Source organism: Mucilaginibacter sp., from assembly GCF_041088075.1.
GTDB lineage: Bacteria > Bacteroidota > Bacteroidia > Sphingobacteriales > Sphingobacteriaceae > Mucilaginibacter_A.
In genome coordinates, this window is sequence record NZ_JBGCVY010000033.1 from 42,496 (window position 1) to 62,342 (window position 19,847).

At 41.8% G+C, this 19,847-nt stretch carries 15 protein-coding genes; 4 read left to right on the forward strand and 11 right to left on the reverse strand.

Features of this window, described 5'->3' with window-relative positions:
* Positions 1–333 precede the first annotated feature (333 nt).
* From V5804_RS07480 to V5804_RS07505, 6 genes are all read right to left on the reverse strand, one after another.
* Positions 334–1,389 (reverse strand): DUF2157 domain-containing protein, encoded by a 1,056-nt coding sequence (locus V5804_RS07480; RefSeq protein WP_369590759.1) that lies wholly within the window; start codon positions 1,387–1,389, stop codon positions 334–336.
* Between the two features lie 32 nt (positions 1,390–1,421).
* On the reverse strand, positions 1,422–2,438 hold the full coding sequence (locus V5804_RS07485) for a bifunctional riboflavin kinase/FAD synthetase (protein WP_369590760.1): 1,017 nt from the start codon (positions 2,436–2,438) through the stop codon (positions 1,422–1,424).
* Between the two features lie 41 nt (positions 2,439–2,479).
* Positions 2,480–3,205, reverse strand: coding sequence for a tRNA pseudouridine(55) synthase TruB (gene truB / locus V5804_RS07490; RefSeq protein ID WP_369590761.1), 726 nt, complete (start codon positions 3,203–3,205; stop codon positions 2,480–2,482).
* 210 nt (positions 3,206–3,415) lie between these two features.
* Entirely contained in the window at positions 3,416–4,207 is a 792-nt protein-coding gene (locus V5804_RS07495; RefSeq protein WP_369590762.1) for an undecaprenyl-diphosphate phosphatase, read from the reverse strand.
* A complete protein-coding gene (locus tag V5804_RS07500; RefSeq protein WP_369590763.1) occupies positions 4,204–4,437 on the reverse strand; it encodes a DUF3098 domain-containing protein in 234 nt (77 codons plus the stop codon). Before V5804_RS07500 ends, V5804_RS07495 begins: the two co-directional genes overlap by 4 nt.
* A gap of 2 nt (positions 4,438–4,439) precedes the next feature.
* Complete coding sequence (locus V5804_RS07505) at positions 4,440–5,318, reverse strand: cell division protein FtsX (protein WP_369590850.1); 879 nt, start codon at positions 5,316–5,318, stop codon at positions 4,440–4,442.
* Positions 5,319–5,502: 184 nt separating this feature from the next.
* Between V5804_RS07505 and V5804_RS07510 the strand changes: the two genes are divergently transcribed.
* On the forward strand, positions 5,503–5,712 hold the full coding sequence (locus V5804_RS07510; protein ID WP_369590764.1) for a hypothetical protein: 210 nt from the start codon (positions 5,503–5,505) through the stop codon (positions 5,710–5,712).
* Positions 5,713–5,843: 131 nt separating this feature from the next.
* A complete protein-coding gene (locus V5804_RS07515; RefSeq protein WP_369590765.1) occupies positions 5,844–6,077 on the forward strand; it encodes a hypothetical protein in 234 nt (77 codons plus the stop codon).
* Between the two features lie 205 nt (positions 6,078–6,282).
* Here V5804_RS07515 and V5804_RS07520 read toward each other — a convergent pair whose 3' ends face one another.
* The 4 genes from V5804_RS07520 to V5804_RS07535 form a co-directional block, all read right to left on the reverse strand.
* Positions 6,283–6,411: a hypothetical protein gene (locus tag V5804_RS07520; protein ID WP_369590766.1), complete on the reverse strand. Its 129-nt coding sequence runs from the start codon at positions 6,409–6,411 to the stop codon at positions 6,283–6,285.
* Between the two features lie 211 nt (positions 6,412–6,622).
* A complete protein-coding gene (locus tag V5804_RS07525; RefSeq protein WP_369590767.1) occupies positions 6,623–10,396 on the reverse strand; it encodes an SNF2-related protein in 3,774 nt (1,257 codons plus the stop codon).
* 379 nt (positions 10,397–10,775) lie between these two features.
* Positions 10,776–11,003, reverse strand: coding sequence for a DUF2283 domain-containing protein (locus tag V5804_RS07530; protein ID WP_369590768.1), 228 nt, complete (start codon positions 11,001–11,003; stop codon positions 10,776–10,778).
* A gap of 58 nt (positions 11,004–11,061) precedes the next feature.
* Positions 11,062–11,757, reverse strand: coding sequence for a hypothetical protein (locus V5804_RS07535; RefSeq protein WP_369590769.1), 696 nt, complete (start codon positions 11,755–11,757; stop codon positions 11,062–11,064).
* Between the two features lie 206 nt (positions 11,758–11,963).
* Here V5804_RS07535 and V5804_RS07540 point away from each other — a divergent pair, with 206 nt between their 5' ends.
* Positions 11,964–14,948, forward strand: a complete 2,985-nt coding sequence (locus V5804_RS07540; RefSeq protein WP_369590770.1) for a leucine--tRNA ligase — start codon at positions 11,964–11,966, stop codon at positions 14,946–14,948.
* Positions 14,949–15,103: 155 nt separating this feature from the next.
* Positions 15,104–17,635, forward strand: a complete 2,532-nt coding sequence (locus V5804_RS07545; protein WP_369590771.1) for a TonB-dependent receptor — start codon at positions 15,104–15,106, stop codon at positions 17,633–17,635.
* A gap of 89 nt (positions 17,636–17,724) precedes the next feature.
* Here the strand turns inward: V5804_RS07545 and V5804_RS07550 are convergent, their stop codons facing one another.
* Positions 17,725–19,821 (reverse strand): ABC transporter substrate-binding protein, encoded by a 2,097-nt coding sequence (locus V5804_RS07550; RefSeq protein WP_369590772.1) that lies wholly within the window; start codon positions 19,819–19,821, stop codon positions 17,725–17,727.
* Positions 19,822–19,847 lie beyond the last annotated feature (26 nt).

A 19,847-nucleotide genomic window follows, 5' to 3' on the forward strand; every position in this document is an offset into this window, starting at 1 on the left:
CTTTTTTTGGGCTGATACTTCTTTTACCGCCTAAAAATTGGCATTGCCAGGTTTTTGGTTTGTTCAGGCAGATACAGGCACCAATTTTTGTAGGGTAAAAGAAGCATATTGTAAAGCACAAAAGAATAAGTTTAAACAACTTCATTGTAATTAACTATTTCGTTGCGATGGTAGAAATTTAAGATTTTCTACCATTTTTAAAGCAAGATGCCTTGATTTGGAAAAGTATCTTTTATCAACCCCAATTCTTCAATTGAAGTTTTACCGGAATGATTTTTGGTTGAAAATTGCAACAACAAAAAAAGAGGCATAAAAACAGTATCGGCAACTTCCTTATTCCGTCTTAGCTTTCAAACTATCCAAATTCCAAATCTTTTCCGCTTTTCTTCCGATCAGCCAAAACGATAACCCCAAAATGGCAAAGAACAAAGTTTTGTTGATGTTGTCCCACAAATATTCGGTGTAGCGTGTGTAAATGTTGATGAGCAAAAAAGTAATGCCGAACTCGCGGGCAACTTCGTCTTTCTTTTTCAGGCCGTAAAAAGTAAAAGCGACGGAAGCCGCAATCGAAATCAAGGCCCAGTAAAAAAGCGTGATTTGCTTTACGTGCAGCCAATCGTTTATCGTGCCAAAATTGCCAAAGATGGAAAGCAGCCACAGCGAGCAAAAAAGGTAAGCCATGCCCACGATGTAGGTGAACTCGCGGAAATATTCCAACCATTTTTTCTTCCGCAGCACAAAACAAAATGCAACCAAAACCGCCCCAAAAACCACAAAACGCAACGGATAGTTCATGCCCAAAAAGTAATGTCGCCAATCGGTTTGGTAACCGGTTTCGGTGCCGAACCAGCTTCCCAAAGAAATCAACGCGAAAAGCCAGATCAAATGCGAATTGAGTTTGTAGGCGATAAAACCATACACAAAAACCGACAGTAAAAACAGCAGCGAGTAATGGCCGGAGCCGTTGTCAAACGTTTTGCCGAGGTAAGCAATGCAGTTGGCGGTAAACAAAATCCCCAAAAAAATCACGGCTTCGTTGCTGAACACTTTTTGCGGCGAAGTTTTTTTGAGCCTTCGTCCGCGTAAAAATAAAAAAGCAGCCAGAACACCGGAAAACAGACTGATCAAAATATCCGGCGTGTTGTACAATTGCTTCAGCCAGTTCAATACTTTATCGTCAATAATCAGCGAAGCAATGGCAATTAACCCGCAAAATAAAGCCACCCAAAAAGAGTATTGCGCCAGCCGTTTCCAGTCGAAACCTTTTACCGAATAACTGTTTTGCAGGTTTTTGGCCGTGGCTTCATCAAGCAAACCATGTTTTTGCCAAAAACTGATGGTTTCGTCCAGAAATTCGCTTTCGTTTTTATCGAGGTCTAATTTTTCCAAAGCCGAAATTTGAACGGAAAGATAAACGTTTTTTACGAAGAAAAGTAGGCCAGCACGCTTTCTTTATCGCGGCCTAATTGTTCGGTGAGTTCTTTTAGCCCGGCAAATTTGATGTCGTGGCGGATGAAGCTGTGGAAACTCATTTTCAAAGTTTGGTTGTAAATATCCTGGTTAAAATCAAAAATATTGACTTCGATATTCCGCGTCATGCCGTTGATGGTTGGGCGGTGGCCGATGTAGGCCATGCCGCGAAGCGGCGGAGGAGCGGGGAGTGGAGAGCGAAGAGCGGGAAGTGGGGAAATGGGAGCGGGAAGGTTGCCTTCAAGATTTTCTGCTCTCCGCTCACCGCCCACCACTCTAATTTCTACCGCATAAATCCCGTCGGCAGGAATCAGTTTATAACCTTCTTCGATAAAAAGATTGGCGGTTGGATAGCCCAAAGTACGGCCAATCTGGTCGCCGCGGATCACTTTTCCGGTGATAAAAAAAGCATAGCCTAAAAATTGGTTGGCCAAACTGATTTCTCCGTTTAGTACTGATTTACGTATTCGGCTGGAACTTACCGCAACTTCGTTAATATCCTGTTCCGGGATTTCTTCAATTTCGTAATTGTAAACGGAAGAAAATTGTTGCAGTTCTTCCAATCCGCCGCTGCGGTCTTTGCCAAAACGGTGGTCGTAGCCAATCACAATTTTTTTGGTGCCAATGCGGTTGACCAGTATTTCCCGGATGTATTCTTCGGCAGAAAGGTTGGAAAAATCGCGGGAGAAAGGCGTGATGATGAGATGGTCAATGCCCAAACCGGCCAGCAGTTCCGCTTTTTCCTCGATCGTAGTGATCAATTTCAGGTTCTGGTCTTCCGGCTGCAAAATCATCCGCGGGTGCGGAAAAAAAGTTAAGATCACCGTTTCGCCGCCGGTCTGCCTGGCCACTTCCTGCAATCGGGCAATAATTTTACGATGGCCAAGATGTACGCCATCAAAAGTGCCGATGGTAACAACAGCATTTTGCAGCGGCTTAAATTCCTGGATGTTGTGGTAAACTTGCATGCTGTTTTTATCAGGTAAATTTTAGGGTGATAAAAGAAGTATCAACCAACAGTGGCAATTTCAGTTTTGAGCGAGCGGATATGGTTCACCAGTTCCATTACCTCGTATGCATCGGTTAAGTTAAAGTTGCCGCTACGGGTTCGGGTTAATTTGGAAAGATAAGCGCCGTTGTTAAGCGCGGCGCCAAAATCATGCACCAATGAACGGATATAAGTGCCTTTGCTGCAAACCACGCGGAAATCAATTTCCGGCAGTTCGATGCGTGTAATTTCAAATTCGTTGATCGTTACTTTCCGTGTCCGGCGTTCTACTTCTTCGCCGCGGCGCGCTTTTTCGTACAAACGTTCGCCGTTTATTTTGATGGCTGAATGTGCGGGCGGAAACTGGTTGATCTCGCCTAAAAAAGCTTTACAATTTGCCTGGATTTGTTCTTCTGTAATTCCATCTAAAGAAAAAGTTTGACCAACCGAAGTTTCCAAATCATAAGATGGCGTGGTTGCGCCCAAAACCATTGTTCCGGTGTATTCTTTTTCTTCAGCCTGAAAAGTATCAATTTGTTTGGTCAGTTTTCCGGTACAAATAATCAGCAAACCGGTTGCCAGCGGATCCAAAGTTCCGGCGTGGCCAACTTTCAGTTTCAACGGTTTAAAAGCGTTGCGGATTTTGCCGACCACATCAAAACTCGTCCATTGATAAGGCTTGTTAATTAAAAGAAGTTCTCCTTCGGGGAAGTTGAAGTTTTTGGAGATGCTGTTTTTATCGGGCAAAATTTGATCGGTATTTGGGTTTTTTAAAAGGACACACCCCTAACCCCTCTCGAGAGGGGAAGTATGGCGGCTATCTTTGTGGTGTTGATATTCAGGATCGTATGTCAAATGTCGTTTGTGTAGCTTTCCCCTCTCAAGAGGGGCAGGGGTGTGTTTTGTAATGATGATATTCAAAATAACGATACTTCTTTTACCACCTGTTTTTTAGTCTTAGGCAGATAAATGTCCGGTAAAATATAAAGCGATCAGCACAATCCCAACAATAATACGGTACCAGCCAAATACTTTAAAGCCGTGTTTTTCTAAATAAGTAATGAACGTTTTGATGGCGAGCAAGGCCACTATAAAAGCAATAACGTTACCAATCAGTAAAAACTTGATTTGATCGCCGTCGAACATTTGCGCGTGGTGTTTATGGTAATCCCATAGTTCTTTTACGGTTGCGCCGAACATGGTTGGAACGGCCAGGAAAAAAGAAAATTCGGCTGCGGCCTTGCGCGAAAGTTTTTGGCTCATCCCGCCAACAATGGTTGCTGCCGAACGGGAAACGCCCGGAATTACGGCCAGGCATTGGAACAAACCGATTTTAAAAGCGGTGGCGTAATCTATTTCCTTTTCTTTATCTACAACAGGTTTGTTAAACCAATCGTCCACAAAAAGCAAAACAACGCCGCCAATCAGCAGCATGGCCGCTACCACAAGCGGGCTTTCGAGCAGTACATCAATCTTCTTTTTGAACAGAACACCCACAATTACAGCCGGAATAACGCCTGCAACTAATTTTAAATAAAAATCTATGGAACGAAAAAAGCGTTTGTAGTAAAGCACCACAACAGAAAGTATCGCGCCCAATTGGATGCAAACCTCAAACAGCTTTACAAAATCATTTTTGCCAATACCCATAAAGGCACTGGCAACAACCATGTGGCCGGTTGAGGAGATAGGCAGAAACTCGGTGATGCCTTCAATAATAGCAAGGATGATAACGTGGATCAGGTTCATGCTTTGGTTTCAGGCTTTTTTAAGATCGCATAAAAACCTACGCCAAAGCCAGCCAGCACCACAACCGGTGCCAGTACAATTTTGCGGAAATCGTAAATATCGGTATCGCCTGTCATTAGTAAAAAACCAACAACCACGATGGCCATGCTGATGAGCATCCAGCGGTAATTGCTTTGGTTAAATACAAAAGGTATCGGTTTTACCTCTTTTTCAGTGTGTTTGAGAGCCATTTTTATCGGTATAAATCGTAAAGTTTTAAACGGAGGAATTTGTTGACGGCCAGGAAAGTGCTGAAGCCGGAAATGAACATGCCCAGGCCAATGATGCCTAAAAAGATGATGCCGAATTCGGTGTAGTTTTTTAGCAGAACTAAATCCGGGATTTCGCGGTAGCCTAAATATAATAACCCAACCAAAAGGATAATGGCAATAAAACCGCCCAGCAAACCGTGCAGCAAAGCAAAGCCGACAAAAGGCCAGCGGATAAAGCTTTTTGTGGCGCCCACCAACTGCATGGATTTGATTAAAAACCGTTGCGAATAAATGGCCAGGCTGATGGTATTGTTGATCAATGCGATGGAAACGATGAGGAAAATGCCGGCAAAAGATAGTACAACAATACTAATGGAGTAAATATTTTTGTTCATCATATCAACCATAGATTCTTGATACCTTACTTCTTTTACCAATGGGTTTTTAAGTAGTTGTGCTTTAAGTTTGGTAATGTTAGCATTATTTGCATATTCAGCTTTCATGTAAATATCAATAGAAGAAGGCAGTACATTATAGCCTAAAAATTTAATTGCATCTTCTCCCAAATCTTTTTGAAGGTTACGGGCAGCAATTTCTTTAGGTACATATTGCGTTTGTTTTATTTGTGGATTTACACCTAACTGTTTTTGTAACTGAAAAATATCAGTTTCCTTGGCAACATCATCTACATAAACATTTAGTACAATGTTTTCCTTTACGTAATTAGATAATTTACGTGCATGTACCAAAATCAAACCCAGCAAACCCACCATTAGCAATACCATGGCAATGCTGATGACGGTAGAAATGTAAATCGTTTTTGTTTTTTTTGCCGAAGCGCTTGCTTCAAATTCTTCCAACATAACCCAAACCTTTTTGCGAAAATAGAAAAAGCACGTTCAAAGGTAAAACAATATCTATTTTAATTTCATCATACTGAAAAGCAAGGGCAAAGGTTTAACAATTATTAACAGATTATTCAGGCCAAATTTTTTGCAGAACTATTTGCGGCCATAACAGTTTTAGGTAGATAAAAACAGCATCATGGAAAAAGCAAACGACCCAAACAAACCCTCTCCTTCAGACGATAAAACTTTTGAAAAAGTAGATGAAGGCCATAAAAGCAAGCTGCGCAAAGAAGATTTAACTTACCACGATGACGATGCCAAAGCCAAAACCGAAAACCCGGCGGAGTATTACCAAAACGAGGAGCAGCCCGTACAGCCGATTAAAGATGCACCGAAGGAGGATTAGGGCGATGCTTCTTTTACCGGCATAAAATTGGTGTTGATAAGAAAAAGTAAACTTTTTTTAATGTCGTTAGGTCTGCAGGTTATTCTCAACAAACAACTTATATTTACCTATTCCAAGTTTAACTTTATTCCATGAACATCGAAACAAAATATAAAATTGTAGAAAAGATCATACAAACAGAGGATGATAGTTTGCTCGGAGAAATAAATTCGTTACTTGGTTTATCCGAAAACGATTTTTGGAAAGAAATTCCGCAAGAAGTAAAAGAGGCAATCCATCAGGCAAAAATACAGCTTGATCGTGGAGAAGGTATTGCAAACGAGCACGTTACGGCTGAAGTGAACAAGCGTTTTTTAAATAAGTAATGCCTTCTTACAATATTATCTGGTCGCCTTTGGCAAGATCAAGTTATTTTCAAATTTTGGAATATTTGGAAGAGCATTGGCCCATAAAAACCTTATTAGCAGCAATCCTTTACTTTTTCCTTATTCTAAAGAAAACGACGTTCATAAATGCGTAGTTGTAAAACAGGTAACACTATTTTATCGTGTAAAACCAACTGCTGTAGAATTACTGGTTTTTTGGGATAACCGGCAAAAGCCAAGCCAGGTGTTCTCTTAATTTCCAATCCGCTTCCAACTTTCGGAATATTCCAACTTCGCCCATACTTCTTTTACCGGCATAAAATTGGCGCTTCAAAACAATCAATTTTAACCAACCGATTCTTTATTTTAACCATTTAAGTCTTTTAGAAACTGTTTAAATTTATACAAGAAAAAATGTTGATGCTTCTTTTATGCCTATAAATTTTGTATTGGATATTATACCGGTACAGGAACCAAAAAAATACAATGATTTTTAGGTGATAAAAGAAGTATGGGAAGTATTTGAACAAAATTTAAACAGGTTCTTAACTAAACAAAAACGCCACATCTTCTTTGGTTATTTTTTTTATAAAACTGCTGTCTCCGTTGATCAAGTCATCGGCCAAAGTTTTCTTTTTTTGTTGCAATTGCAGTATTTTTTCTTCTACAGTATCTTTACAGATCATTTTGTAGGCAAATATTTTTTGGGTTTGGCCGATGCGGTGCGTACGGTCTACCGCTTGTTGTTCTGCTGCCGGGTTCCACCAAGGGTCAACCAAATAAACATAATCCGCAGCGGTAAGGTTGAGGCCAACGCCGCCTGCTTTTAACGAGATGAGGAAAACCTTGATGCTTTCGTCTTCCTGAAAACGCTTGACTTCGGTTTTGCGTTTGGCAAGCGGCGTACTGCCATCTAAGTAGCAATGCGCTATCGCTGCCTGTTCCAGTTCTTTGTTGAGGAGGTGCAGCATTTCTGTAAACTGCGAAAACACCAATAGTTTATGGCCGCCCGCGTTTTCGCGGATTTCGCGCATCAGTTCTTCTGTTTTTACAGATTCCGACACCGTTTCTACATCTTTTATCAATGCCGGGTGGTCGCAAATCTGGCGCAGCCGAAGCAACCCTTCCAGCACATAAATGCCAGATTTTCCCATGCCTTCCTCATCAATCTTTTTGAGCAGCAGGTTGCGGTAATAATTTTTATACTCATCATAAATGCTGCGCTGGGCTTTGTCCATGCTGCACCACAAAATCATTTCGGTTTTATCGGGCAAATCCGTGGCTACCTGTTCTTTGGTGCGGCGCAGCATAAAAGGATAAACCATCCGGCGCAATTGTTCTGCTTTTTGCTTGTCGCCAAACTTATCAATCGGGTTGGCAAACTCCTGCTTAAAAAATTCGCGCTGGCCTAAAAAACCGGGGTTGATAAAGTTGAACTGGGCAAACAGATCATACGTGTTGTTTTGTATCGGCGTTCCGCTCAATATCAACCGGTTTTTAGCTTTTAGCAGTTGTAACGATTTGGTAACCTGTGCATCCGGGTTTTTAATCGCCTGGCTTTCATCCAAAATTAGATAATGCCAATTGAACTTGGATAAATGCTCGACATCCAACCGTACCACGCCGTAACTTGTTAAAATCAAATCGAACTGCTCAAAATGTGCATCGTCGAAACTGCGCATGTTGCCATAATAAGTATGGTATTTTAAATCCGGACAAAATTTGTCCAGTTCGTTTTCCCAGTTAAAAATAAGCGAAGTCGGGCAAACGATAAGTTGTGTGCTGCCCGGATTTTTCTCCTTTAAAAACTGTAAAAAAGTAATGGCCTGCAACGTTTTGCCCAAACCCATGTCATCGGCCAAGCAACCGCCCCAGCCCAAATCGTCCAGTGCCTGCATCCATTGGAAACCGGCCAATTGGTAAGGCCGAAGTTGCACATTTATGGCAGCAGAAGGCGGCTGGTACGTTTGCATTTCGCTGAAATTGGCCAGTTTTTGTTTCTTCTCAGCGATTTCTAATTGTATGTCTTTGTTGTTTAGCTTGTCGCCCAGTTCATCCAGCAAACTGTAATGCAGCTTGCTTATGCGTACCCTGCCTTCTTTTTCATTGCCGACTTTTAGCAACAGCCCGTATTGCTCCAGCCATTCGGTTGGGATGATGCCCAGCGTACCGTCATCCAGCAAAATTGCTTCCTGCTTGTTCAAAATAGCTTTGCGGACAGCGGCAAGCGGAACCTGCTGGTCGCCCCAATGTATTTCTATTTTCAGGTCGAACCAATCAATGCCGCTTCCTGCTTCAATATCAAAAGTTGGCGTGTTGGTATTGTAGCGGAAGTTTTTTAAATCTTGTAACCCAAAAACAGGAAAACCCGCTTCCTGCACCTGCTGGATCATGTTTAAAAACCAGTTGCCTTTCATCACCTCTGCAAAAGGCAAAAAGTAATACAGGTTGTTGCGCTGCGTTGCAAATTTGGGGTGCAAGGTGCGCAGGTATTCGTAAAGCTTTTTTTCTTCGGGTTTATTTCTTTGGATAATTTTGATGCTGCCCCCGGTTTGCTGGATATGCTCCAAACCGTCATCGTAATCCATCAAAATATCGTTGTACAAAAAGCGTGGTTTCAGCATCAAAAACTTATCTTCAAACTCACTTAAAAGTAATTGCGGCTGCGGATCCAGGGAATCTGTTTCGTAGTTGAGTGAACTGCTAATCGTAACCGGATATTTTGCCTGTAAAGGAAGTATGACGTTGCGGACAACTTCCAGCTTGTCGGCAACCGGAAATTTAAGCAATCCTCCTTTAAAGTTTTGTGCCAGCAACAAGTCTTCCGGGTTTTGCAACAGGTAAAGGGTGCCGCCTGCTTCTAAAATAAGCCCGCTTCTTAAAACTTTTGCTTCACCTGCCGGTAAATCTTCGCCTTCCGGTTTAAAATCAATTTTTATGGTGATAAAACGTTCATCGGCAGTAGCCTCAAAAAACAATTGGACCGAGGTTTTGCTTAATTTTACCGGTTTAACGTTGGCATTGCTAAAACGGCCTTCGTTCAACTGGTAAACAAAGGGTTCCTCGCAAAGCTTGGGCCATAAGTTCTGTAAAAGTTGCAGGTAATGTTTTTTTAATTGTTCCCTGTCGCTTTCGCTGATCTGGTTCCAGGGGTTTGAATAGCTGTTTAAGTACGAATGGCCTTTTTGCGCCATCCATTCCACTAATTTCTGGTCGCTGAATTCCAGGATTTGATAAAAAATTTCGTCGCTTAGGGATTGCAGAAAAGGAAGGTTGCTTTGGTTATGCAGCACTAATTTTTTCAGGTCCTGTTTTCCGTTCTTGTCCCGCACAAAAACCGTTTCCAGTTCAAAACCAATATGCCTGGCCGATGTAAAATTAAACAGGAAACCAATTTCAAAATCGAGCATCGTACCGGCAGGCAGTTGTGGCCTCAGCATATTGTACGAAGTTTCCGTATTTCCTAAAATGCTTTGTTTAATACCGTGTAAAAACGCCGTATTGCCGGCCGGGATTAAATAAGCAGGTTTTTTGGCCAGCGTTAATTCTCCCCAGGGCGTAACCTGCCATTCAAAATCTTTTGCTTCCGGATCGTTCAGGCTGAGGCCGTAATTAGACAGTATTTTATTTTTTTCTTCGGTAAAAAGCTTAAAACGGCTGAAGTAAAAACGGCCGTGATGGTATTCCAGATAAGCAAAACTGCCCAACACATGCTTGCATAATGGATAGCTTTTATCGCCGCAGGTGCAGCGTGTTTTAAAGCCGTTACTGCCATCAAACACCATATCCACGTCGCAAATATTTTTTGATTTTTCGTAATAACTAAAGCACTGGTGCGGCAGGTTTATAGGCCCGGGCTTTAAATTATTGATGATTTTGCTGAGGTTGCTTTGGCTGATGTTGCCGGAAAATTTTTGCAAAGTATAGCTGGTGATATACTCCATTTTAAAATGGAAATAACCTTCTGCATCGAGCTTGATTTGTTTTGTTGCCGGGATTGTTGTTGCGCTTTGTTCGCCTTTATCAAACAACCTTTTTTGGATTACAAGTGCCGCGGCAACGCAATGTTTGCAATCATCAAAGTCAAAAAAAGCCTCACATTCGCATACGATGCCCAAATCAGCATAACTACTGTCTTCATAAACATCAACCGTATAACTATACCGGCTGCTTTCGCTTGGGACATGGAGCGTGTAGCTTTCTTTATCAATGCTTTCCTCAACTTTTATAGGTTTGCCCAAAAAGATGCGGCTACCTTTATCTAACTGTGCTTTGGATTGTTTATCGAGATATTGGTTGATTTTATCAATAAATTGCATTTGCAAAGATAAAAAGAAGTGAAAAACTTAGCGTCTGTTTAAATTTTGTCCGGCCTGTTTGTCATGCTTCTTTTATGCCCTAAAAATTTGGATCTTGTAGGTTTGGCTAAAGCCATTTTTGTTCCCTTTGCTACCGTCCCATGAATGGGACGGTAATGAATACCTTAACTTCCCTAAACTGGCTTAGCCCGTAAAACCATTCATTGCCGTTTGGCTTTAGCCAACGGTTAAATGGGCAGAAGGAGACCAAGGCTTTAGCCAAAATTAAGCGCAAATTTTAAAAGGGGCTTCCTGCTTTTCTAACTTTCGGTCTTTTCCGAATTCCTCGATGCTTCTTTTATCGGTATAAAATTGGTGTTATAAATTTTATATGCTACAATTACCGTTCACTAAAATGGGTTACGGTAAGGCCAATAATTTCTCCGTTTTTGTATCGGTATAAAATATCGTCTTCGCCCAGTTCACTATCATCCGCAGGAACCGGCGGGCCGAAGTTGACGTACATTACATCGGCTTCTTTATCAAAACGGATGTGCGAATTATCAGCATTGCTGTGGCTTACTGCTTTGAGTGCCTGCATAATATCGTTAATAATTACTTCTGCCATAAAATCTTTCGTTTTAAAAGTTTGTTGGTTTTGGATGTAAAATAAGCTGTTAAAACCTTTAATTCAATAAAGGAATAATATGCAATAGTTTAATAAACAGATCACGTAAATGAACAAATTGATCAGGATTTAAAGCTAATGTTGTTCCTATATTTAAAAATTGATTAACTAACACGGATTTCCAATCAAACTTGTTCAACCGATCTAAACCTTCTGCTAAGTAATCTAATCTTTGATTAATACTTTCTAATTGTAAAGGATTGATATCAAATTGCTTAGGTATTAATTGCTTTAAATCGTTCAATGATAGCTTAATTTGTTGCTTTTCATTTAATGAGAAGAAAGAATTATCTCCGCTTTCTGACTCATTAACGTTTAGTAATGTATTTCCTTTTTGATATTCCTCCCATAAGTCTACTTCTAATTTATCAGCAATATATTCTTTTAAAGATCTATTAATCCAGTTGTTAAATTGATCACAAATGTCATCTATAGAAGCATAGTTCATGCGAGGGAACCATATACTATATTGCATAGAGGGCGAGTAGATAATAGTGCGATAATTGAATAGATCAAAAGAATCATCTGAAATTCTAATATTAAACTTTAAACCTGTAGGTTTATCATTTTCTGCATATTCTATATATACGTCTTCAATACTTGCTGTTTGTTCTGAAGTGTAATTAAAATTTTTAACATCTAATCCGCTTTTTTGTATAGTTGCGAATATTTGGTTTTTATGTTTAACTCTCATCAATAACTATTTTATTAATCTATAATTCTGACTCATCTGTACATTTTTAAATGATTCCTTATTCCTTTCTTAAGCAGTAAGAAAACTTGTTTAAGATACATTTTCCATACTTCTTTTACCATCATAATTTCGGTACGCAACAATAATCAATTTTTAACCACCCAATTTTTTTATTTTCGCAGTTCAATTCTCCCGGACAAGCGAAAATGGATTATCAGTTTAAAAAAATAGAAAGCGAATGGCAACAGTTTTGGGCCGAAAACCAGACTTTTAAAGCCGAGAACCATTCTTCCAAACCTAAATATTATGTGTTGGACATGTTTCCGTACCCTTCGGGCGCAGGTTTGCACGTCGGCCATCCGCTGGGTTACATTGCTTCGGATATTTTTGCGCGCTACAAACGATTAAAAGGTTTTAACGTGCTGCACCCAATGGGCTACGATTCTTTCGGGTTGCCGGCCGAACAATATGCCATACAAACCGGGCAACATCCGGCTATCACCACCGAACAAAATATTGCCACTTATCGCCGTCAGTTGGATCAAATTGGTTTTTCTTTTGATTGGAGCCGCGAAGTGCGCACCAGTTCGCCGGATTATTACAAGTGGACGCAATGGATTTTTATGCAACTGTTCAATTCCTGGTACAATTTGGAAACAGACAAAGCAGAACCCATCTCCACCTTAATCCAAAAGTTTGAGGCCGAAGGAAATCATGCGATAAAAGCAGCATCTGATGAAGATGTATTGAGTTTTTCTGCGGAAGAATGGATTGCTTTTTCCAACATCGAAAAGCAGGAACAACTGCTAAAATACCGCTTAACTTACCTCCGCGAAAGCACCGTTAACTGGTGTGCTGCTTTAGGAACCGTTTTGGCCAATGATGAAGTAAAAGACGGATTTTCTGAACGTGGTGGTTATCCGGTGGAGCAGAAAAAAATGATGCAGTGGAGCATGCGCATTACCGCGTATGCCGAACGTTTGCTGCAAGGTTTGGATATGATTGACTGGCCGGAACCGCTGAAAGAAATGCAGCGCAACTGGATCGGCAAAAGTGTTGGCGCGATGGTTGAATTTGAAGTTGAACCGGTTGTGGGTAATTTTAAATTATCGCAGGATAGCCCGTTAGAACCGGCCAAAATCGCCGTTTTTACCACGCGCGTGGATACCATTTTCGGCGTTACTTTCGTGGTTTTGGCACCGGAACACGAACTGGTGAAAGATTTAACCACACCGGATCAGCGCGAAGCTATTGAAGCTTACATTGATCAGGCAAAAAAAAAATCGGAACTGGATCGCATGGCCGATACCAAAACTGTTTCGGGCGCTTTTACGGGCAGTTATGTTGTCAATCCTTTAAATAATGATAAAATCCCGGTTTGGATTGCCGATTATGTTTTGGCCGGATACGGAACCGGCGCGGTAATGGGCGTTCCCTCTGGAGATGCGCGCGATCATCGTTTTGCCACACATTTTAACTTGCCGATTGTGGCCATTTTAGATACTCAAAAAGAGGTGGTAAAAGAAGCAGATGCCACCAAAGAAGGCCATTACATCAATTCCGGTTTTATCAACGGAATGAATTATAAAGAAGCAACGGCTACAGTTATTGCCAAGTTGGAAGAAATGGGTGCCGGAAAAGCCAAAGTTAACTTTCGTATGCGTGATGCGATTTTTGGCCGACAGCGTTACTGGGGCGAACCTGTTCCGGTTTATTTTAAAGAGGGTTTGCCGCAGTTGATTGATGAAAGCGAACTGCCTTTGGTTTTGCCCGAAGTGGACAAATATTTACCAACAGAAAGCGGCGAACCACCATTAGCGCGTGCCGAAAACTGGAAATACCAAAACGAATTTGAATACGAATTAAGCACCATGCCGGGCTGGGCAGGCTCAAGCTGGTACTGGTATCGTTATATGGCGACCAAAGAGGAAAGAGCGGAGAACGTTTTCGCGCCAAGAGAAGCTATAGATTACTGGAAAGATGTGGATTTGTACATCGGCGGCAGCGAACATGCAACCGGGCATTTACTGTACAGCCGTTTCTGGAACAAGTTTTTAAAAGATTTGGATTTGGTCGTGGAGGAGGAGCCTTTTAAAAAGCTGATTAACCAGGGGATGATTCAGGGAGTGTCTGAGAAAGTATTTAGAAGCATTGGTAAAACAAAAATGATTTGGTATCATAATGAACATAATAATCGATACTCGTACATACCAACGCCAGATGGAAATGCATATAATGTTTACTATTCTGAAGACGCAACATTCCAAAGCGATTCAACGCAATTATCAAATGTTCCTATCAGTTTATGCAATAAATCTATATTAGATATTAGTAAATACATTGAACAATTTGATTTGGATTACAATGATACAATCTTCATAACCAAAGATGCTTGTCTTTTCAAGGGGCAATGGTATGATCAAAGTAGTGAAAGCGAATTAGTACCATATAAACCAAGTTCTAATCAACAACAAAGGGATTTTTACACTAAATCCGAGGTTGAGAAAATGTCTAAATCCAAATGGAACGTAGTCAATCCGGATGAAATGATTGAGCGTTACGGGGCGGATACCTTGCGGATGTACGAAATGTTTTTAGGTCCCTTGGAACAATCCAAACCCTGGAACACCAACGGTATTGAAGGCGTTTTCAAGTTTCTGCGGAAATTTTGGAAACTGTTTCATGATGATGCCTTTAATTTTAGGGTGATAAACGAAGCACCAACCAAAGCCGAACTCAAATCGCTCCACAAAATCATTAAAAAAGTGGAGGATGATGTGGAACGTTTTTCGTTCAACACTTCGGTTTCCAGCTTTATGATTGCGGTAAATGAGCTAACCGAAATTAAGTGTGCTAAAAGAAGCATCCTGCAAGATATGGTCGTGATCTTGTCGCCTTACGCGCCGCACATCTGCGAAGAATTGTGGAAACTGCTGGGCAACGAGGCCGGAATTTTATCTTATGCTGAATTTCCAAAATTTAACCCGGAGTTTTTAGTGGAAGATGCTTTTTCGTACCCGATTTCCATCAACGGAAAAACAAAAACCAACTTGAATATTCCGCTTGATTTAGACCAAAAAGAAGTTGAAGCAATGGTTTTGGCCGATGAAAGCGTACAAAAATACCTGGCCGGACAACAACCTAAAAAAGTGATCGTCGTAAAAGGCCGCATTGTAAATATGGTGGTTTAGTGGGGTGAAAGGTAAAAGGTTGGCCAGGTTCAGCCTTTCGCCTTCCTACCTTTTACCTTACAACCTTCCCAAGTAATGCTTCTTTTACATATGTTTTTTCATTAACGCTGTAACAATTCCCACTTTTGCACCTCCAAACCCAAAATCTTATCCGAATGAAATCTTTACTTCTACTTTTTGCTTTTTTTATACTCAGCTTTACCGTGCAGGCGCAGTTTCCTGGCGGCGGCGGTGGCGGCAGTTCTGTTACCGGCCGTATTGCCGGTTCTGTGGTGGATTCTATATCTAAAAAACCGATTGATTATGCCACCATCACACTGTTCCGCAGCGGCGGAAAAGCACCTTTGAACGGTGTGGTTACCGATAGCAAAGGAAATTTCCGCATTGATAACCTGAACCCGGGCAAATATAAAATTACCGTCAGCTTTATCGGTTATCCCACCAAAACCTTCGACCCGGTTACCACCACGCCTGCAAAACCGGATGCCAATTTGGGTACGGTGCGTTTATCTCCATCAGGTAGGATGTTAAAAGGAGTGGAAGTTGTAGGGCAGCAAGCCCTTGTTGAAAACCATATTGATAAATTGGTTTACAATGCTGAAAAGGATATTACAACGTCTGGCGGAAACGCGACAGATGTGTTGCGTAAAGTGCCGCTTTTGTCGGTTGATTTGGATGGCAACGTTTCGCTGCGCGGCGATCAAAACGTGCGTGTATTGATCAACGGTAAACCTTCCGGCGCTTTATCTACCAGTTTGGCGGATGTGTTGCGCACCATTCCAGCAGACCAAATTAAAAGTATTGAAGTGATTACTTCGCCATCGGCAAAATACGATGCAGAAGGTTCTGGCGGTATCATCAATATCATTACCAAAAGCAGCAAAGCATCAGGTATCAGCGGCTCGATAAGTGGCGGTGTGGGCACGCGGCAAAACAACGGCAACATCAACCTAAACTATAAGCATAACCGGTTTAGCCTGGGCGCCAATATTGGTGGCAACGGTGCCTGGCCGCAAACTTCTTTGGTTGATTTTAACAGTGTTACCGGTCCCGTTACACGCACACAATCTTCCCAGTCCAGGACTACGCGTGTTGGTGTTCGTGGCTCGATCAACGGAAGTTATGATTTTAACGATTTTAACTCGATCACCACAAATGTTACGATCAACAGCATCGCCATGAAAAACAAGGGTATGGGTTTTAGCACCAACAGTTTGTTTGGCGCCACTGCCGGTTACACCAGTGATAACTACAACAAAACCAGTTTGGGCGGTTTTGACTGGAGTGCCGATTACACCCACAAATTTAAAAAACAAGGCGAAGAACTGACCATTGCCGGCCAGTGGAGCCATACAGCGGCAACAAACGATTACGCTACCGAATACTTTGGCGTTCCTGCTGCCTTTATCCGTTTCACCCCAAACCAAAACGGTACGAATGATGGTACAAACAATGAATACACTGCCCAGGCTGATTACAGTTTGCCTATCGGCAAAAAGATCAAGCTGGAAGCTGGCGGCAAATCAATTTTCCGTCGGATCAACAGTGATTTTGAGGTTTTTCAGCAAAACAACAACACCGGGCCGTATTTGCTGAACGATACGGCATCAAACCTGTACAAATACAACCAAAATGTGTACGCAGGTTATACTGTGGCAACTTTTACCTTGCCTAAAAGTTACAGTCTGCAAGTTGGCGCACGTGTAGAAAACACGCAGATTGATGGTACGCCATCCAACAGCACGCAGCCCAGCTTATCGCCGTTTTCTAACTCGTACACTACTTTTGTGCCAACCATTGCAGTGTCCAGGGCTTTAAAAGGCGGCAACAGTGTGAAACTGAACTATACCAAACGGATAACTCGCCCAAGCTTAACCCAAATCAATCCGTTTATCAACAAAGCCAACGCGGATAACCAAACGCAAGGCAGCCCGGCTTTATCGCCAGAGGTTAGCCAAACGGTAGAGTTGGGCTATACCGCTTTTATCAAAAGTTCGGTGGTTATTTTATCTACCTACTACAAACACACCAACAACCTGATCGAAGGCATTGCCACTTCTTTGTATGATACGGATTTGGGCCGTAATATCACCAGGACCAACTTTTTAAATATTGGTAAAAATAACTCGATAGGTGTAAGTGCGTCCGGTTCCGTCAACCCGGTAAAACCGCTGACCATCAGGGGAAGCGCGAGTGTTTACACTTATGATGCCTCTGCAAGTTCTGCTTTGTTAGCACAGCAAAGTAGTAACAATACTTATATCCAGTATAATATTTTTACAGGTGCATCATTAGCACTGAAAAAAGGCTTTGCAGCCGAATTATTTGGCGTTTTCAATTCAAAACGACGTAATATACAAGGTACTGGCCCTGCCTTTAACATTTATGGTTTAGGGTTGAAAAAAGACATTATTGCCAAGAAGTTTACTTTGGGTTTAAATGCGTTATCTCCGTTTCAAAAGTATCTGCACTTAAATACCAATATCAACAGTGCTAACCTTACCCAAACTCAAACTATATCGTATCCTATACGCTCGTTCGGTATTTCGTTCAGCTACAACTTTGGCAAGATTACTTACGGACAACAGGCCAAGAAAAAAGGTGTTAACAATGATGATATTATGCCTGGCGATACCGGCAACGGTGGCGGCGGCGTTCCATCGGGTGGCGGCGGAAGGCCACAATGATTTTTACCCGATAAAAGAAGCATTCAAAATCCGGCTATTAACAGCCGGATTTTTTTGTTTCGGATTGGCAGGCTTTCACCTTTCAACCCTTAACCTTTCGCCTTTTTCACCCTTTTCAAAACCAATAAATTCTGCGCGTTGGTGCTGATGCCGCTGATATTGTTTTGGTACAGGTTGACCAGTTGATAATAATACAAAATAACAATCGGCGCTTGTTCTATCACCAAAGCATCCATTTGCCGGTACAGTTTAAAACGTTCCTGCTCGGTTTTGGCCTGATAACTGGCCTCAAACAAACGGTCAAAATCCGGATTGTAAAAAGCCGTATAATTTGGGCCGAAAGGGACTTTGTTGCGCGAGTAAAAAACAGAAAGGTAATTTTCGGCATCCGGATAATCGGCAATCCAGTTCCCTCTAAAAAAGTTGATGCTGTTTTTAGCGATCATTTCCCGCAAACTTGCGCCCTGTGTAACTTCAACCCGTGTTTTGATGCCAACTGCATTCAATTGCCCCTGCACAAATTCGATCAAATCGCGGTAAGTTGTGGTTGTATTTAACAAGATTTCCGGAACGGGATGCGCGTTGTTGAAACCCGCTTCGGCCAATAGTTGCCGCGCTTTTTCCGGGTCGTAATGGTAGCCTTTTACCTGCATCTGCTCAAAACCAGGCATTCCCAAAGGAACAAAACCAGCGTGGCCAGCCGTAGCCACACTGTTGCGCAGGTACTTCACCATTTTCTCCCGGTCAATGGCATAATTGATAGCTTGCCGTACTTTTTTAAACCGTAACGGAGAAGTTTTAACGATGGCCAAATCGGTATCCACCAGCATCCCTAAATATTCCGTATTTAAATAAGGCCGTATTTTTAGCTGAAATTTGCCCTGGTATTTTTTAGTGATTTTACCCGATTTGGTCAAAATATCATCGCGGTAACTGCCGTCTATATCGTTGAAAAAGTCGAGGTTATGCTTTACAAACTCCATAAATGCCGTTTGTTTATTGGTGATAAAAGAAGCACGGACGGCATCGAGATAAGGCAAACGGTGGCCGTTTTCCGTCTCCCAGTATTTTTCGTTTTTAAGGAAGACCAGCACTTCGCCTTCTTTCCAATACTTAAATTGAAACGGGCCGGTGCCGATGGGATGGCTGCGAAAATCTTTTCCATAAAAATCAACCACTTCATGCGGCACAACTGAGCAATATTGTGCCGTAAGCAAACTCAGCATGGGCGGAAAAGGACGGCGCAGGTTGATGATAAAGGTAGAATCATCGGGTGCCTGGAATGCTTCTTTTACCGCTACTTTATCGCTGAAAATCCAGGAACCGGAAGAGCCGACTTTAGGGTCCGTCAACCGGTAAAAACTGTACACAAAATCTTTCGCCACTGCTTTCCGGCCTTTTCCGTTTTTAAATTGTGCGGCGTCATGAAAAAAAACATCGTTGCGGAGATGAAAAGTATAATGCAGCCCATCCGCAGAAACTTCCCAAGATTTGGCAATGCAAGGTTTGGTTTTCAGGCTGTCATCTATTTGCACCAAACCGTTGTACAACTGGTTGTCGCACCACAAAGCATTTTGGTTTCGTGCAAAGGCCGGGTCAAGCGAGGTGAGCGCATCGTCCATGTTAAAGTTGAAAACCGTTTTGTTGGATTGATCTTTGGAAAAACAGCCGCACAAAAAAAACAGGCATAAAAGAAGTATTGCGAGTAAACCTCTGTCTTGGTTCTTGTTATTTTGAATATTTGCTTTTGGTAGATCTGCGCCCTGGTCCTCGTTCTCCCTTCGAAGGGGATTAGGGGGATGACCTTTCTGATTCTGCTTTTCCTCAAATTCCTCCACAAAAAGTTTCAAAGTCCGCACCACATTCAAAAAATCATACAAAACCTCATCATCTTCAAATCGAATAACGCTATAACCCAATCCCTCCAATTTATTATCACGAATAATATCCCGTTGCGCGTGTTCTTCATTCTGATGGCTTTGGCCGTCTAATTCAATTACCAGTTTCAAATCTTTGGAAAAAAAATCAGCAATGTAATTACCAATTGGCCTTTGTCGTAAAAATGAACAACCGCAAAGTCCTTTAGCCCGAAGTAAATCGCTCCAAAGCCTGATTTCTGCCGGTGTAGAATTATTGCGGAGATTGCGGGCGAATCCTTTATTTTGTGGGTTGTAATGGTTGTTCAAAATATTTTTATTGGTTTGAAGGTCAT

Coding starts and splice junctions, on each gene's coding strand:
- V5804_RS07540 (WP_369590770.1), top strand. CDS start 11,964: ATGGATTATCAGTTTAAAAAAATAGAAAGCGAATGGCAACAGTTTTGG.
- V5804_RS07485 (WP_369590760.1), bottom strand. CDS start 2,438: ATGCAAGTTTACCACAACATCCAGGAATTTAAGCCGCTGCAAAATGCT.
- V5804_RS07545 (WP_369590771.1), top strand. CDS start 15,104: ATGAAATCTTTACTTCTACTTTTTGCTTTTTTTATACTCAGCTTTACC.
- V5804_RS07535 (WP_369590769.1), bottom strand. CDS start 11,757: ATGAGAGTTAAACATAAAAACCAAATATTCGCAACTATACAAAAAAGC.
- V5804_RS07515 (WP_369590765.1), top strand. CDS start 5,844: ATGAACATCGAAACAAAATATAAAATTGTAGAAAAGATCATACAAACA.
- V5804_RS07510 (WP_369590764.1), top strand. CDS start 5,503: ATGGAAAAAGCAAACGACCCAAACAAACCCTCTCCTTCAGACGATAAA.
- V5804_RS07495 (WP_369590762.1), bottom strand. CDS start 4,207: ATGAACCTGATCCACGTTATCATCCTTGCTATTATTGAAGGCATCACC.
- V5804_RS07525 (WP_369590767.1), bottom strand. CDS start 10,396: ATGCAATTTATTGATAAAATCAACCAATATCTCGATAAACAATCCAAA.
- V5804_RS07530 (WP_369590768.1), bottom strand. CDS start 11,003: ATGGCAGAAGTAATTATTAACGATATTATGCAGGCACTCAAAGCAGTA.
- V5804_RS07500 (WP_369590763.1), bottom strand. CDS start 4,437: ATGGCTCTCAAACACACTGAAAAAGAGGTAAAACCGATACCTTTTGTA.